Source organism: Paenibacillus gyeongsangnamensis (genome assembly GCF_027533625.1).
Taxonomy (GTDB): Bacteria; Bacillota; Bacilli; order Paenibacillales; family NBRC-103111; genus Paenibacillus_G; species Paenibacillus_G gyeongsangnamensis.
In genome coordinates this window covers 16,304-31,418 of the sequence record NZ_JAQAGZ010000028.1, presented here as the reverse complement: position 1 = coordinate 31,418, position 15,115 = coordinate 16,304, and the positions used below count along the sequence as shown (strand labels likewise).

Below are 15,115 nucleotides of genomic sequence, written 5' to 3'. Positions count from 1 at the left end.
GTATGGATTGCAGGAAATTTGGAGGGATTGATGCTGCTGGAGGTTGATATATACTTCGAGCCCAAAGCGGCCCGCCATGTCCTACTGGATAAGTAATGGTTTGAGGTCCGAAATCATCTTTTCAAGTTTTTTTGAGCATTGCAGATACATTTGTTTTATTGGTTCATTATTCGTTGAGAGTCCGAACATTTCCAAATCCGCTTCACATTTCTTTAATTGAGCTAATAATGATGCTCTTTGCTGGGGTTCCGGAACTGTAATCCGGTCATCAAATAAATCTGCATGGAATTCCCCATAGGAATCAACTTGTCCTAAAAAGACATTTTCAATGGTAACCCCCAATTTCTCCAATTCAGTATGAAGCCATTCCCGGTTCATCCCTGTCCTGGCAAGCGGCTCGTCCATGATTGCTCCATCCATAATCACCGTCTGCGGTTCCTGTTCCGGTTTGACTCTAATTCCTAAATGAGCAGCCGTTAAAGGCTGATGTTCATTCTTGACAAGTGCGTTGATTTCACCGTTCGGTTCGATAATGGCAAATTCAACATCGGATGTTTTAAAAATATTTTTTTTTCGTAGTTGTTCTAACAATTCGTCCGAAGTGATCCGTTCCTTTTTCAAATTATTTTCAAGAATTTTGCCATTCTTAATAACTATGGTTTCTTTGCTGTCAATCCAATTTCGTGCGGTTTTACTCTTCAATTGCAAATATTCAATTCCGAGTGACATCAATATCCAAACCGATAAAGACACGAATCCTAAATACCACTTGGCTTCTCTGTGCAAAGAAATATAAACGGCAAGACCCCCTAGCGATATTCCGTTAATGTACTCGAATAGCGATAGTTGAGAAACTTGTCTTTTTCCCAAAAGTCTTGTCAATACAAAAAGAGTAATGATGGCGAATTCCGTTCGTAATACCACTTCAAGCCAATCGGGCATGTTCCATAGCCTCCCCGTTACATATAAATAAAACCAACCTAAGAGCCGATCTAGAGTTGGTTTAATTTGATTATTTAGTTCCGGTTTACTTTTGCTTCGTCAGTTTCAATTTACCCGCTATTTGATCTTACTATTCAAAAAATAAATCCCCACCCAGAAGGTGAGGATTTATTTTTTACCTGAAAAATCTGGAAGCAACTTGTTTTAATGACGCTCTTCTGGAAACACCTACCGCGGTTGCTCCGGCTGCTATTGCAAATAATGACATCATGATTCCTCTTCTGCGAGTCATTTGTAAGATATTCGCATTCCTTCGTCTTCCTAACAAAGACATCAGCCATTGCATAGTTTCATTCACCACCTTTTTGTCGCTATGTCCAAAAGATCGACCCTTGTATTATTCGATGAAATTTATTTATACATCCTGATAAACGACTTCCAAATCGGGCAATTCCGAATGGCTTGCTTACTTTCAAAACCAATCGGCATAACCCAACTTTCTTAAGTTGTCGGCGGAGGTTTTCAAGCAATCAAACGGATCGCGTCCGTAAACATCATCTTGCTCGACTAAGAAATACTGCGACCCGCTTTCAAGACCGGCTTCTATAATGCCTTTCATATCCAGGCTGCCTTCGCCAACCTCTGCGAATTGGATCACATTGGTGAAGGCCTGCATAAATTTACTCATGTCTCGGCTCGCCAAGGCGCTCATATCCAGCTGCCCGATGCGGTAGTCCTTCAAATGCAGCAATGCAATGCGGCCTGCATACTTTTTAATAACTTCCACTGGGTTTTCCCCGCCCCGCTGAATCCAGTGAACATCCAATTCAAAACCGATATTCGAGGTATTATCTTTAATTATGTCCAATAGGTACTCGCCGTCAAATTTTTGAAACTCGATATGATGGTTATGATAATATAAGGCAATTCCGTGCCCGGCTAATTTTTCGGCTGCGGCATCTGCTTTTTGAACGAATTCCATGATTTTATCTTTGCTGCCCATGAGGTTGAACGGAAGCATTCCTATACGTAAAAAGCTGCAATCCAAGGTTTTACAGTCGTTTACAATTTTATCGAAATCGTCAGCTAACGTTTCACCTTTCATGCCGGGCATCATGGGCTCCAGAGCGGCGGAAAGCGCAGCAATTTGGATATCGAAATCCGCTGAGGCTCTTTTAAGCTCCGATACATTTTCGGCCGTCATCGGAATTTGCGACACCTCTACACTGCGGTAGCCAAGCTCATTAATCCTTCTCATCGTCTCATAGATGCCGAGCTCCTCAACCTTGCCTTTGAGCATCATCATTTGAACGCCGATTTTACCTTTTTTCATGCTTTCTTCCCTCTTTCATTTTATAATGAAATTATCCTTGCACAGGGTACTTCTTCTCTTCTTCAATCTTTTTGTTTAACTCGGTTATAAATAATTGTTCATCCAAAGGAATTTCTACCACTTTGCCTAACCAGCTTGACAGATGAATGGCATTGGCTAATGTAACGCCATGAATCCCGTCGCTTCCAGGTGCCAGCAGTGGCGTCCCTTCCACGATATTGGCAGCAAAGTTCTCCATAACAGCGATATGTTGAGAACCCCATGCGCTTCCAAATTCCAGCACTTCTTCCGTGTATATTTCGGATTGGCCTTGGCCCATGAAAATTTTCATAACATCCTGCATGCTCATGGTGGCGCTCATTTCAGACTCAGGCTGATGAAGCCGTTTAATCGTAACCCTCTTGCTGTCATCGACAACGATTTTACCCTTATCGCCCAATATTTCAAATCGGTCCGTTCCCATAACGTCATGCGTACAAGTAATAAATACACCTGTTGCGCCATTGCCATAGTCAAGCAAGACGGTTACCTCATCTTCAACGGCAATATTTCGTTGGTACCCGTATTTGACATTGGAATATACCTTCTTTGGCATTCCGCATATCCACTGAAGCAAATCGAGCTGGTGCGGCGCTTGATTAACAAGCACACCGCCGCCTTCGCCGCCCCAGGTCGCTCTCCACTCACTTTGATCATAGTACCCCTGCGGTCTCCACCAGGTTGTAATGATCCAGTTCGTACGGCGGATATTTCCGATTTCACCGTTATCGATGATCTCTTTAATTTTTTGATAGAGCGGATTCGTCCGCTGATTGAACATGATGCCAAAAGTCAACTCCGGTTTTGTCGCTGCAAATTCGTTTAATTGTTTGACTTGCTTGGTATACACGCCAGCCGGCTTTTCCACCAATGCGTGAATGTTTCTTTTTAACGCTTCAATACCCATCTCCGGGTGCAGATAGTGAGGTACACAAGTTCGCATCAACATGGCCGCTCTCCAGCATATCGATGTAGTTGTCATAGAACGGGACATCGGGATACTTTTCCGCACACACGGCTTTTTTAGCAGGATCGATATCGCATATAGCCCCGAGAACCATGTGTTTCACTTTTCCTTCGATTAAAAAACCCGCGTAGAATCCGCCTTGTGCTCCTAATCCGATAATCCCCAGTCTTACATTATTCATGTTCATTGCTCCTCATCATTAATTTTGGCTTTTTCTTTTTTCATCTAAATCAATGGCAAGTTGATTTGTACGCTGCTTGTTCAATGGGTACAGGAATACTAATATGAAGAAAATAATCAAGAAAACAACTGTGGGTACCAAAGTAGCGAGAGTATGAATACCATCTAGCGCGCCTTGAGTTTGTACCTTGTGGCTCGCATCATATCCAACGGCAGCAATCGCAAAACCGCCAATACCTCCGGCAATAGCTTGACCCACTTTGCGGGCAAAGGAGTAGATCGAATACACGGTACCATCTTCCCGCAAGCCTGTTAAATATTCATGATAATCGATAACATCGGTTACGAATGCCCAAACCACTAAATTGAAGAAAGCGTATCCGAACATAGCAACTGATAAAACAGCAATAAATGGAGTGGCAGTCAAATGGGGTAAGAAGTACAAAAGAGCGTATACTATAGTTGCAAGCAGCAATCCAGCCGATGCTAATTCTTTTTTACCAAACTTGGCTACTAGAGGCTTTACCATCGGCATGGCGATAAATACAGTGAGTGTTTGGATTAGTCCTACCATACTTAATGCTTTTGTGTTGCCAAAATAGTCCTTAAACAAATATACGTTAACTGCACCGATCAGCATAAAACACACCATAAATGTCAGAGATGCGATAAGGATCCAAATTAACGGTCTGTTTTTCAAAAGACCTTTTAATGTTTTACCTAAACCGGCTCTTGTCCCTTCCGTTTCAGACAAAGTAATACGTTCAGTTGATAATTTATAACAGGCCATGTAACAAGTGATAGCCAGAATCCCGAAAATTAAGGCTCCCAATAGAAAACGACCCGAATCTGCCTTATTGTTTACAAACAAAATCAATGGTCCAACTACATTAATGATTAAGCCCGCCAACATCCCCCCCATCGTTCTGAAGGTAGACAACGTTGTCCGTTCAACAGGATCGCTCGTAATGACGGAAGCCATAGAACCGTAAGGAATATTCACTGTACTATATAAAGTTCCCCAGATCAGGTAGGTGACAAAAGCATAGGCCAGATAAAATCCATTGGACATACCCGGAATTTTCACGAACATCAACACACCTGAAACAATGAGCGGAAAAGACATTCTGAAAATCCACGGTTTAAATTTACCATGATGGCCCGATTTTCTTGTATCAATGAAACGCCCCCACAAAACATCCGCAACAGCGTCCCATAATCTTGCAATTAAAAACATGAATCCTACAGTAGCCGCACTAATGTGGAAAATATCCGTGTAGTAAACCATTAAGAATGAACTGACCAGAATAAAGAAGAAATCATTGCCGAAATCGCCAAACAAATATCCAAGCTTATCTCTTATGCCAAAAGGACGCGTTGTTGTTACCTCCATATTTGCTTCTGCCGCTTGTAATACTGCATTTTGGTTCATTTTAACCCCTCCCTAGCGTTAGCAACCGTTTTGAAACCCTTTACAAAGTGACCTATAAAAAATGCTGAGGAGTCTCTCCAAAGATAACATTAGTTTCGATCATCCATTCAGACTCCCCGATATGACTGCCTAGCGATTATTTCTTATATCCGAATTGGGGAATCGAAAGCCATCTTTTGCGCAGTTCATGAGCCGCATATTTCGGTTTTCTGTCCCGTGTAAAAATCCCCTTTTTATTCCCTTGAACCCGCATGATGCCTTGGCTCGTGTTAAAATCTGCAAAATTCCATACCTGTTCGCCGACGAAGCTATCGAATTCATCGAAAACCTCATGATTAGCACGCAGGTATTCAACCTGAAACTCTTCGGTAAACATGACAGGATCGACATCGTGCAAGCCGCTTACCGTATCTGCGCCGTACTCGGTCATTATGATCGGTTTGCCCGGGCAGCGCTTACTCCAGCCGCTAAACTCGTCGCGAAGCTTCACTTTGGCAGCTTCCAAATCTCCGCTTTGCACGTACCAACCGTAATACCGGTTTAACGCAAGCACATCGACGAGCTCCGCCACCTTGCATGTAGCCGGGGTTGACATCAAGTGAGTGACGATGGTAACAGGTCTTTTTTGCGGATCTATTTCTTTTGCCAATTCCACAAGCGGCCTAAAATAGTCTTCTGCACCTTCTTCTTCGGAAGCCGGTTCATTGGCGATGGACCACATGACCACACAAGGATGGTTTTTATCGCGGGCAATCAGTTCCCGAATGACTTCCTGATGATGCTCCCCAGTCTTTAATTCCTCCCACGTTTTCCTCTTTGGCCCGCCCGAGAAAATAGCCATGAAATTCAAATGGAGCCCGACGGCAGGCGTTTCGTCAATGACGACGATACCTTCTCTGTCGGCTAGTCTCATTATTTCTTCGGAATAAGGGTAATGCGCCGTCCGGAACGAATTGGCCCCCATCCATTTCATTAACCGGAAATCCATAACATTGGCCGCTTCGTCAAAGCCCCTTCCGTGGATCGGAGTATCTTCGTGCTTGCCAAAGCCTTTAAAATAAAACGGTTTATTGTTAATCAGGAATTTACCGTCCTTCACCTGGGCGGTTCTGACTCCAAACGGCTGTTCATATACGTCAATCGTCTGTCCATCTTTAATAAGTTCTACCCTAAGGTTATAAAGATAAGCATTCAATGGTTCCCACAGCTTGACATCGTTGATGCCGATTGTATTTTGCCGGCCGCTGCTTTCCCCAACAATAGAGCCCGATTGATCCATGACCGTTGCCTTAACCTGCGCCTCGCCGGCTACCTCCACCTCGTAACGAACCATCCCTGTCGTTTCTTTCAGGTCCGTAACGACCGTCACATCCTTGAAGTAGGTATGCGGAGTCGTATAGATCTTGACCGGTCTATGAATACCCGCATAATTAAAGAAGTCGAAATTAGGCTTATTTCTTGCCACTTTGCCAAGGCCGGGCTCTTCCGTTTCGCTGTAAATTCCAACAGGGAGTGTGGTTTCATCCACAATATTATTCACTGCCACCGTTAATCGGTTTTTCCCGCTCTGCAGGAATCCGTTGATTTCAGCTTCAAACGGAGTAAAACCGCCTTTATGCTCCACGACCAGATTCCCGTTCACGTAAACCTTCGCCGCATGAGTCGCCGAGCCAAAACGAAGGACAATACGTTCTGAGATAAGCAAGCCTGGTATCGTAAAATCTCTTTCGTACCATACCCAACCGACATGATTGCGAATATCAGCGGTGACGCCCAAATCATTATAAGATGACGGTACAGACATATTCATGGTATCTGTAAGAGGTGTTTCATACCACTTTTCTTGAAAGCCCTTTCCAAAATCCAATTTAAAATTCCAAATCCCATTTAAATCTATAATCACTCGAGTATCCGTAACGATTGGATATAACATGGTCCCTGCTCCTTATTTAATATTGTAACTGTTTACAACAAAGATTATACTAAACATGCTCATTCATGGTCAGTACTATATTTGCACTAATGGGACAATATTGACATAATTTAAGGAGGATAAAGATGATGGTTCAGCCTTTTCAAATAACAAACATCAGTCTGACGATATTTCACTTAACTGATATCAATACCGTGATATTGAACAACAACGGTTCGATTCAATTGCTGCATGAGCGTGATCCTTTGCCTGAATTTATGCAAGAGGTGCAGCAGAAAGACTTCCTCCTGCTTGGTACGGAAGCGAAGCGATCGCCTGAGCAAATTTGCATGTTTACCAATGAATGGGGTCTTTCCTATTTAGCCAAACTACTCCAGATGAAGGGCGAAGAACCGAAAATTTTAGTTAACGGTCCTTTCTTAATTCAAGTCCCCGACATCACTAAATTCGAAGCTAAAATCAAAATCGATCAACAAAAACGTATTGAATTGGAGGCATTTTACCAGGGATTAAAACTAATCGGCAGGTCCAAAATACAAAGCATCTCTAATATCTTGGATAGAGCCGTTTCTATCCGTCAGGCTTCCCTTCAGATTTTGGAGATCAACCCGAATTCACCTGATTCGTCGCAAAAAATGGATGTTGAGCTTATGCTAAAGCAATCCGATGATTCTTATATCGAAGTCATCGCATTAAGATATAAAATCGAAAAAGAAATGATGCGAGCCATTGAGCAGGGCGATAAAGCAAAGTTAAAACAAACGATCACTAAAGTGAAAAATTTATTCGATTTCTCTGAAAGGTTTCCTAATCAACCGGTAAGGGCCATGAGAAATTCGATCATCATTTTAAATACACTATTTCGAATCGCAGCAGAGAACGGAAGAGTCCAGCCTGTCTTCCTTCATCAAATTTCCGAGAAATTCTCCAAGCAAATCGAACGATCCGAAACAATCCATTCGCTCAATAAACTAATAAGCGTCATGTGCGATGAATATTGTGATTTGGTACGTCACCGTGCTATATCCGGCTACTCGCCTATCGTTCAAAAAGCGGCGGAATATATCATGGCTCACTTCAGCAGACCTCTTCATTTGGGACAGCTGTCTGAATATTGCCACGTACATCCGGCACATTTGTCGAGACAATTCAAGAAAGAAACAGGAATAACCTTAACCGATTATCAACAAAAACGAAGAATTGAAGAAGCAAAAGTACTTCTGAAAACCGATCGTGCTTCCATAGGATGGATTGCAGGATATGTAGGCTTTGATGATGCCGGATACTTCACCCGTATTTTCAAACGGTTGGAGGGAGTATCTCCCTCCGAATACCGAAACTCCAAAGCAAACTGAAAAGCCTGCCGATTCGGCAGGCTATAGTCTGCTATTCCTTCAAGCTTCTTCCGAAACCATAGATTTTACATTTGACTTAACGTTCACAAAATAAATGGTTTTTACGACAATGCACAGAATGGACAGAACAGCAAAAAGCAAACCGCTCCAAACGACTTCCCCTGTTCCGGCACGGGAAATAAGCCAGCCTCCTGATGTCGTTCCGATTGTGACTCCTAAATTTGCAAAGGAAACATACAAACTATTCACAAATTCAGGAGCTTCGGGGGCCTCCGATGTCAGCCAAATTTGACTGACAATAAGTCCGCTCGTATGCACGGCTCCCCACACAACAATAATTCCACTTATCCAAATAAGGGATGATTCCGCATAATAAAGAAGGATATAGCACATCCCTAATGCAACAGGATATAGCAGCACGGTTCTCAACATATGATGGCTTAACAGCTTTCCCGCATACCAGTTGCCTGCCACACCACTGATGCCGAAAACCACGAGCATCATGCTGATCAGCTTCCCGCTCATGTCTAAGTGCTGTCCCAAATATTCAGCAAAATAACTATACACGGAAAACATCGCGGCGAGTATGAAACAGGCAGCACCGATGTTCAGCCACAAAGCGGGCTTTCGCAATACCGCAAGTTGTCCTCCAATAGAGCTCGTTTCCTTGTTGCCGGACAAGGATGGAACCATGACGCCTATGCCAAGACACGCAACGCCATTCACAATTGCCGAAAAGATAAACGCGGACCCGAGCGAAAATTGATTCGCAATATAGGAAGTAAGCGGAATCCCCAGCACCATGCCCAAACTGACCCCCAGAAATACTTTTGCGCTCGCCTGTGCGGCCCGTTCCTGTTCTGACAATACAGAGGCTAGTACAAAGGCAATGGAAAAATAAACCGGATGAAAGAAAGCGGGAATCATTCGAAAAGCCAGAAGAACATGAAAGTTCGGAGCAAAAGCAGAAACCAAATTGGAGACGGCAAATAGAACCAGAATGCCCGTCAGTACCGTTTTCCGATTCCACCTTGACAGCAAGAGCGTCATCCAAGGGCCGAACAGGGCAATAATAAGCGCAAATGAACTCACAAGCATTCCGGCCTGGGGCACTGTCACGTTATACTTTTCCATGATCATCGGCAAAATGCCGACTGCGCCAAGCTCTGTATTAATAATGCCAAAGATGCCTAACGCAATGAAAAACAGGGGACCGTTTCTTTTCACATTTCTCTCCTCCATAGAACTTTTCCTTTTATCTATATATCCATATTTATAGATATACTGTTGCAAATAAACAGGCTGCCTCATCATTGAGGCTGCCTGTCCTACATTTCATTTTTGATAAAATCGGCAAATTTACGAATGGTTTCTTCATTTCTCCGGTAATAGGTCCATTGCCCGAAACGTCTGGATTCGAGAAGTCCGGCTTTCTTCATCAACATCAAATAGCTGGAAATGACGGATTGGGCCAGCCCCGTTTTTTCCTGAATGCTTCCTACACATATCCCTCCTTTGAAGTCGGCATCCGGCGGCAAATACAATTGCGGCCCAAAATTTGCATCCGGCTTTTTCAACCATTCCAAAATTTGCATGCGGGTTTCATTGGACAACGTTTTAAAGATCATCATAGTATCCATAACTTTATTATATCTATTTTTATAGATATATCAATTGTTATATTTATATGGACAGCCTGCCGTCTACCGGCAAGAACAGCAGTTTGCGAGGCTGGGCTTTACCCTATCTTGGCAATCGATGGCAAACTGGATGATGTACGGAGCGGAGCTGTGGCTGCTCCCGCTGGTTGAAGCCATGAAAACGTACCTGCTGCATCAGCTTGAACCAGTGGGAGAAGCTGACCGCATTTATGAAAGACGGGAGGTTGGAGATCGACAACAATCGAGGGGTGGTGAGACACTAAATGAGGAGCAAAAATGGTGGTGGTGCTAAGTAAGGTGTCACCAGGGGCAGAGTAGCGAGCAAGGACAGCAAAAGTGGCAAAAGTTTTCTTTTACTGAATTGGGAAGTGCTCCATCAATTGTGAGATCGTTGGGGAATTTCATGGATCTGACGCGCATGATGCCCAAAATCTGTGCCGGAACTCTGAAATTCCCAAATGGACAAAAGCGTGACTTCCAAAGCTCCCTTGTTATTTCAATGCTGAAGAGATTTCCCTGGCATCCGTTTCACCTGATCCTTTTCAACTGTTGTGTTGATAGCAACGGCTGACCTTTGAAGCAGTTTCACGGTTGATAAAGCTGCCACGAAGATCATCGTAAAGATGCTGACCGTAGCTTCCGCCTCAGCAATGCTTCTGGTATGCCAGACCACCCCCATCGCGTCAGTGACCAGCTTATTGCCGCTGTCTGACAGATAGGCCACAATAAATGCCAACCCAGTCACGGCATACATGATGATAGCCTGAGCGTAGAACGACCTAGGAAAAGCCGACGCCTCCTGTTTGCCGTCAGTCCTGCGCAAACGCAGGAAGAGGGCAAACAATTGAAAGAACACATACACAGTGAAGAACCACCCCAAGAAGTTGGTAAGTGGTACCCCAAAGTAGCCACCGCCTTGCTCCCAGATCCAGATATGATTGATCGTCGAGGCTTTTGGATCAAAGCACAGATCCTCCCGTTCAATGATTATTCTTTCTTGTTCTTCGCGACTATTTCTTTCCTTTCACAGCCAGTTTACACAACAAATGTCGAGAACTTATGCAGATCTTCCTCTCTTTGCGTGGATTTCTTCAAGAACCTGCCAATTCGCGGTATAATCTCCATAAGCGGTACAATGGAAGCAGATTAAATGGGAAAGATGTGATTGGAATGGAACCGAAATTGTTGCTTGTGGAGGACGAACCGGGCATGCTTGAGGAGATGTACTCCTATCTGCAACGTGAAGGGTTTCGGGTATTGACCGCCTGTACCGGCAAGGAAGCGCTCACGATTGCCCGGTCTGAACGGCCTGATCTCGTCGTGCTTGATTGGATGCTCCCCGAGAAAAGCGGCATCGACGTATGCCGCGAAATCAGGCAAACCTCGCATTGCGGTATTATTATGGTCACGGCCCGATCGGATGAATCCGATAAAATCGTCGGTCTGGAAATCGGCGCGGACGATTATTTGACGAAGCCGTTCAGCTTGCGTGAGCTCGCTTCGCGCATCCGAGCTTTACTTCGCCGCTTGCGCGGACCTGAAGATAGGTCGATGTTTTTGGAAAGAGACAACCTGATCATTTCCGAGGCTAAATGTCAGGTATTCAAAGACGGTCAGGAAATCCAATTGACACCGACCGAATTCAAAATTTTGTTCACGCTGGCGGCCCGTCCCGGCATAGTCTTCAGCCGTTTGCAATTGTTAAAAGTGGCTTTGGAGGATGAGTACATGGGATACGAAAGAACAATGGATTCCCATATCCGGAATCTTCGCCGCAAGCTGGGAGACGATCCGTCCAATCCTCGTTATATTCAAACGGTATACGGTTTCGGTTACCGATTCGGTGAACAATCATGACGTTAACGGTACGCCAAAAAATATTTGTCTACATAGGACTGCTCGTTCTAATTATCGGCGGTTCTCATATCGTAACCAATCAGGATTACATGGAGTCTGTGTTCGATCAATTTCATAAGGAAGAAATCAATGCTTCTTTTTTGAACGCCCCGCCCGGGGAACAAATCGAGATCTTGAAAACATACGTTATGGGCAAGATGAAATTGTTTTGGCTTGGAAAATGGGGCTTTTTCTTAGCGACCGGCCTATTCTTCAGTTTATGGATTTCAGGGGTACTGACGCTCCCCCTTCGAAAGCTCATTGCCGCTATCGAACGCGTTGCACAGGGGGATCTGAAGGTGAGCGTTCCTGTACAATCAAAAGACGAATACGGGAAAGTAATCCAGACATTCAACGAAATGACGCTTCGCCTACGGGAAGCTGAGGACGCCCGCAGACGATTGGTGGCCGATGTCGCTCACGAGTTTCGTACGCCGCTGTCCATTATGCAGCTTAAACTGGAAAATTATCAGCAGGCCGGTCATCATGTCCCGCCGGAAATGCTTCGGATTCATGATGAAGTGATCCGATTGAGCCTGCTTGTAGATGATCTTCATGTCTTGTCGTTGGCAGAAGCGGGCCGGTTGTCGCTCGATCGCAAACCGCTCGATCTGACGGCACACCTTGAACGAATCGTGGACGACGTGAAATACGAAGCGGAAGAAAACGGATTGGAAATTCGCCTTTATACGATTTTAAAGCCGGTGATCGTGATGGCCGATGCGAGACGGATCACGCAGGTTTTCATTAATTTGCTGACCAATGCTATTCGTTACACGCCTCGTGGAGGGAAGATTACGGTTGGAATTGAAGACCGGGCCGCCCATCGGAATGCGTTTTTTGCATGTGTCTCGGTGATGGACACCGGCATCGGTATTCCGGCGGAAGAACTTCCCCACCTGTTCGATCGCTTTTATCGCGTGGAAGAAGCGCGCTCGCGGCATACAGGCGGTACGGGGCTCGGATTATCCATCGCCCATCATTTTGTCAGAGCCCACGGTGGTTTTATCCGCGTCGTGAGTGAGCCTGATCAAGGTACGACATTTACCGTTTATTTGCCTTTGGGTAATGATATTTAAAAATTGATAACTCCGGCGCAGCTCCAAATTTGGGTCATTCAGAATCGGGACAAAAAAAGGATAGTCGCTGCAACACTGCCGTACGACTATCCTTCTCTTTGGCTTATTCGATCTAGACCTTCAAGTTGATTCAGACGACTTAGATGAGTTGCTGTTCAAGCGTTTCTGCCAGAGCTGGTTGGTCGGCCAGTTGGCCGCGGGAGGCGTTTATAAAAATTTCGCTTGGCTTCATCATCTCAACATGTTCCTTACGGATCATATGATACGTCTCGTCTCCAGCAGTTGCGGCGAGTTATCCCTTCACAGCACCTTCCGCTATGCCTGACACAATAAACTTCTGGAAAATCGAATAAATAATAATGACCGGTATTGCCGTTAACACTAAAGCGGCCAAAATAAGCGACCAATCTTTCGTATATTCACCGAACAATTTATTCGTAGAAAGAACGAGCGTATAATCATTGGCATCTTGAAGCATCAACAGAGGAAGCAAGAAGTCGTTCCATATCCATAAGAAGTCAAGAATACCGACAGTGACGGTGATCGGCAAAAGCAGTGGCAGGATTATGGTACCGAACGTCCTAAACTGGCCGCATCCGTCCAAATAGGCCGATTCCTCCAGCTCTTTTGGAATAGACTTTACAAACCCATGATACAAAAATATAGCCATATTCACTCCAAGTCCGACATAGATAACCGCCAATCCAAAAACACTGCCTTGAAGTGACAGGCTCTTTGCCGTTTTCACCAGCGGTATCATGATCGAATGAAATGGAACCAGCATAGAGGCGATAAATAAAAAGAAGATAAACCCGCTTAGCTTTCCCGGCGTTCTTGACAGCTTGTAGCCCGCCAAAGAAGCAAACAATAAAATCCCGCCGATCCCTACTACCGAAATAATAACCGTATTCGCAAGACTGCCAAGCATTTGTGTTTTCTGAAGGGCGTTCGTGAAGTTCTCCACATGCAGCACCGTCGGCAGGGACAGGATGGAGCTGAACATTTCTCCTTCCGTCTTCAAGGAATTAATCACCGTCATGTATAAGGGGAAGAAAGAAAGAACTGCGAACAATGATAGAACCGCCGTGACCAAATGCGAGCCAAGACGCAGCAATCTCACGCTTCCACCTCCCTTTTCTTCATGACAAAGACTTGAACAAAAGTAACAAGCATAATCATAATGAACAAAATAACCGATTTGGAGCTTGCGTAGCCGTAGCGAAAATTGCTGGAAAAGGCTTCTTCGAATATATTCATCGTGATGACCTGCGTACTTCTGCCGGGACCGCCGCCGGTTAGTCCGAAAACGACTTCGTAAACTTTGAAGGCACTGTTCAGCGTGAGGAAGAAGCAGATCGTCAGTGCATGAGTGATCATCGGAAGCGTGATATGGATCAAATTCTGAAAAGGGGTAGCCCCGTCGATAATAGCCGCCTCGCGCAGCGACTGCGGAACTCCTTGCAGAGCCGCCAAATAAATGATCATCATATATCCGACGCCGTGCCATAAAGATACGATGGCGATAGAGAAGAAGGAAACCTTCGGGTTCCCGATCCATTCTTGATTAAGGAATAACATTCCGGTCTTTACGGCTAGCTGAGGAAGTACCTGTGAAAACTGCCGATTAATTGAAGCGTATTTTGCAAGAAATGCGGATTGACTTGGGCTTGCAGTGCTTTCAATTGGGCGGTTCGTTTCTCAAGATTCATACTGTATTCCGTCTTGATATACTCCTTTAACCGGGTGGACATATTATAATAACGCGTTTCGAGCAGTCCAATTTCATCTTTGTGTGTAATGACCAGCGTCTCGTCTTCTTTCGGCGGCATAAACCCTTGCATGGATCTTGCCAATTTTACAATGGGGTTTGCCGTTTTCCAGGCGACGATAACCGCGATGAGAATCGATATGGCGATTGAAATGATGCCGACAACGATCCCGTAGCTCCAAGTACGTTTGGCGCTGTCATTAATAAAACTGTTGGGTATCACTTTGAAAAGCTTCAAATTCCAAGGCTGAATCGTGCTATAAAAGATATAATGATCTTTCGTGTGATAGTAACCCGAGCCGGAATCGATGGGTTGATGAAAGTCTCCAATGGAAGTCTTTAAGGACGGGCCTCCCCCGAGCTGATACAAAATGTCCCCTTTTTCATTTGCAATAAATACGGCTTGTTCATTCCCCGGACTCAATAAATTCAACGTACTATCCATTTTGTCCCAATTAATTTCAAGGGAAATGCCGCCTAATCTAGCACGGTCTTCGAAACGGTTTATACTCCGTAATAGAAAAAAAGAT

Annotated in this window: 12 protein-coding genes and 4 pseudogenes; 4 read left to right on the top strand and 12 right to left on the bottom strand. The window is 44.6% G+C overall.

The features are described from left to right. Positions 1-81: 81 nt before the first annotated feature. The 5 genes and pseudogenes from O9H85_RS31890 to uidA all read right to left on the bottom strand — a co-directional run bounded on the left by O9H85_RS31890 (position 82) and on the right by uidA (position 6,826). A complete protein-coding gene (locus tag O9H85_RS31890; RefSeq protein WP_269885414.1) occupies positions 82-942 on the bottom strand; it encodes a DUF421 domain-containing protein in 861 nt (286 codons plus the stop codon). A gap of 472 nt (positions 943-1,414) precedes the next feature. Then, positions 1,415-2,275, bottom strand: coding sequence for a sugar phosphate isomerase/epimerase family protein (locus O9H85_RS31885; RefSeq protein WP_269885413.1), 861 nt, complete (start codon positions 2,273-2,275; stop codon positions 1,415-1,417). A gap of 31 nt (positions 2,276-2,306) precedes the next feature. Then, a pseudogene (locus O9H85_RS31880) lies at positions 2,307-3,462 on the bottom strand (Gfo/Idh/MocA family protein). 18 nt (positions 3,463-3,480) lie between these two features. Continuing rightward, on the bottom strand, positions 3,481-4,893 hold the full coding sequence (locus O9H85_RS31875; protein WP_269885412.1) for an MFS transporter: 1,413 nt from the start codon (positions 4,891-4,893) through the stop codon (positions 3,481-3,483). A 136-nt stretch (positions 4,894-5,029) separates the two neighbouring features. Beyond that, positions 5,030-6,826 carry a beta-glucuronidase gene (gene uidA / locus O9H85_RS31870; RefSeq protein WP_269885411.1) on the bottom strand — a complete coding sequence of 599 codons (1,797 nt, stop codon included), beginning with the start codon at positions 6,824-6,826 and terminating at the stop codon, positions 5,030-5,032. A 125-nt stretch (positions 6,827-6,951) separates the two neighbouring features. Between uidA and O9H85_RS31865 the strand changes: the two genes are divergently transcribed. Continuing rightward, positions 6,952-8,181 carry an AraC family transcriptional regulator gene (locus O9H85_RS31865; protein WP_269885410.1) on the top strand — a complete coding sequence of 410 codons (1,230 nt, stop codon included), beginning with the start codon at positions 6,952-6,954 and terminating at the stop codon, positions 8,179-8,181. 39 nt (positions 8,182-8,220) lie between these two features. Here the strand turns inward: O9H85_RS31865 and O9H85_RS31860 are convergent, their stop codons facing one another. Together O9H85_RS31860 and O9H85_RS31855 are read right to left on the bottom strand one after the other, a co-directional pair. Further along, complete coding sequence (locus tag O9H85_RS31860; protein WP_269885409.1) at positions 8,221-9,408, bottom strand: MFS transporter; 1,188 nt, start codon at positions 9,406-9,408, stop codon at positions 8,221-8,223. A 101-nt stretch (positions 9,409-9,509) separates the two neighbouring features. After that, complete coding sequence (locus tag O9H85_RS31855; RefSeq protein WP_269885408.1) at positions 9,510-9,821, bottom strand: ArsR/SmtB family transcription factor; 312 nt, start codon at positions 9,819-9,821, stop codon at positions 9,510-9,512. A gap of 197 nt (positions 9,822-10,018) precedes the next feature. Between O9H85_RS31855 and O9H85_RS38030 the strand changes: the two are divergent. After that, positions 10,019-10,087, top strand: a pseudogene (locus tag O9H85_RS38030) (IS66 family transposase); the annotation flags it as partial. Between the two features lie 251 nt (positions 10,088-10,338). On the opposite strand, the gene O9H85_RS31845 reads toward O9H85_RS38030, so the two are convergent. Beyond that, positions 10,339-10,812 (bottom strand): carotenoid biosynthesis protein, encoded by a 474-nt coding sequence (locus O9H85_RS31845; protein ID WP_269885453.1) that lies wholly within the window; start codon positions 10,810-10,812, stop codon positions 10,339-10,341. A 200-nt stretch (positions 10,813-11,012) separates the two neighbouring features. Between O9H85_RS31845 and O9H85_RS31840 the strand changes: the two genes are divergently transcribed. Both O9H85_RS31840 and O9H85_RS31835 read left to right on the top strand, forming a co-directional pair. Beyond that, entirely contained in the window at positions 11,013-11,699 is a 687-nt protein-coding gene (locus O9H85_RS31840; RefSeq protein WP_269885407.1) for a response regulator transcription factor, read from the top strand. Further along, on the top strand, positions 11,696-12,817 hold the full coding sequence (locus tag O9H85_RS31835; RefSeq protein WP_269885406.1) for a sensor histidine kinase: 1,122 nt from the start codon (positions 11,696-11,698) through the stop codon (positions 12,815-12,817). Before O9H85_RS31840 ends, O9H85_RS31835 begins: the two co-directional genes overlap by 4 nt. A gap of 139 nt (positions 12,818-12,956) precedes the next feature. Here the strand turns inward: O9H85_RS31835 and O9H85_RS31830 are convergent. The 4 genes and pseudogenes from O9H85_RS31830 to O9H85_RS31815 form a co-directional block, all read right to left on the bottom strand. Then, positions 12,957-13,091: pseudogene (locus O9H85_RS31830) on the bottom strand (NAD(P)-dependent oxidoreductase); the annotation flags it as partial. An 18-nt stretch (positions 13,092-13,109) separates the two neighbouring features. Further along, the gene (locus O9H85_RS31825) at positions 13,110-13,937 is read right to left on the bottom strand and encodes a carbohydrate ABC transporter permease (RefSeq protein ID WP_269885405.1); all 828 of its coding nucleotides are present in this window, start codon (positions 13,935-13,937) and stop codon (positions 13,110-13,112) included. Next, positions 13,934-14,434 (bottom strand): annotated as a pseudogene (locus O9H85_RS31820) (carbohydrate ABC transporter permease); the annotation flags it as partial. The pseudogene O9H85_RS31820 and the gene O9H85_RS31825, both read right to left, overlap by 4 nt. After that, the gene (locus tag O9H85_RS31815; protein ID WP_269885452.1) at positions 14,410-14,526 is read right to left on the bottom strand and encodes a sensor histidine kinase; all 117 of its coding nucleotides are present in this window, start codon (positions 14,524-14,526) and stop codon (positions 14,410-14,412) included. The pseudogene O9H85_RS31820 and the gene O9H85_RS31815, both read right to left, overlap by 25 nt. Positions 14,527-15,115: the final 589 nt, after the last annotated feature.